This is a genomic window from Shewanella sp. 11B5, from assembly GCF_002836795.1.
GTDB lineage: Bacteria > Pseudomonadota > Gammaproteobacteria > Enterobacterales > Shewanellaceae > Shewanella > Shewanella frigidimarina.
On sequence record NZ_PJAP01000215.1, the window covers coordinates 1 to 1,019 of the forward strand.

2 protein-coding genes are annotated in these 1,019 nt (G+C 40.2%); both read right to left on the minus strand.

Annotated elements, in window-relative coordinates; all coding sequences use genetic code 11:
* Positions 1–13 precede the first annotated feature (13 nt).
* Positions 14–613, minus strand: coding sequence for a glutathione S-transferase family protein (locus tag CXF78_RS01755; RefSeq protein WP_102035787.1), 600 nt, complete (start codon positions 611–613; stop codon positions 14–16).
* 32 nt (positions 614–645) lie between these two features.
* Positions 646–1,019: response regulator (locus tag CXF78_RS01760; RefSeq protein ID WP_145991347.1), on the minus strand; the 374-nt coding region annotated here is incomplete at its 5' end.

The following is a 1,019-nucleotide window of genomic DNA, read 5'->3' on the forward strand; positions in this document are numbered from 1 at the left end:
AAACAGTAAAGAATTAACTCTCCATCGGCAAAAAACCAGCTTGCTGTTTTATGCGTATTAACCATTGATTAATCTGCGGGTAATGGGCTAAATCAAAGCCACCTTGATGTGCAACATGAGTATAAGCAAACAAAGCAATGTCCGCTAAAGTAAACTGCGAACCACACAGAAAGGGTTGCCAAGCGAGCTCAGCCTCCATAGCCGCAAGCGCTTTATGGCCTTTAACGTGCAGTGAGTGACATTCAGCTAAACGATCTTCAGGTAGCCCTAAATACAACTGAATAAAGCGTGCTACGGCAATATATGGCTCATGGCTATACTGTTCAAAAAACATCCACTGATACATTTTAGCTTTACTAAAAGTATCGGTGGGGATCAATTCAGAGCCTTCAGCAAGATAACCCATAATGGCATTCGACTCCGATAATACTCTCCCATCATCGAGTTCTATTAATGGTATTTTACCCTGCGGATTTTTAGCTAAAAACTCTGGTGTCTGCGTTTCACCATTCGTGATACTCATTTCTTGCCATAGATGATCGACATCGAGCATATTCAACACCAGCTGCAATTTATAACAATTACCCGACATGCTATCGCCATAAGCTGTGATCATTAGTTGTCCTCAACGCTAAAATAACTCAATTACTTTTTAACAAGACTAGAAATTAACGCACGCAATGCGGCAGGTTTTACCATCTTTGCCATATAGTGATAGCCACGTTTTTCAACATCATCAATCAAATCTTTATTAGTATTGGCAGTAATTAATATCCCTGGTAAATGCTCACCATAACGACTGCGAATACCATTCATCGCATCAATACCATTTTGGTCATCATCTAAATGATAATCAGCTAACATAATGTCTGGGGCGACTCCTTTAAGCCCTAATTTAATTCGAGCATCGGCAAGGTCTTTGGCACAAATAACTTCACATTGCCAACGACTTAACAAAGACTCTAGCCCCGCGAGAATGGCTTCTTCATTATCAATACACAAGACTTTAATGCCAGCTA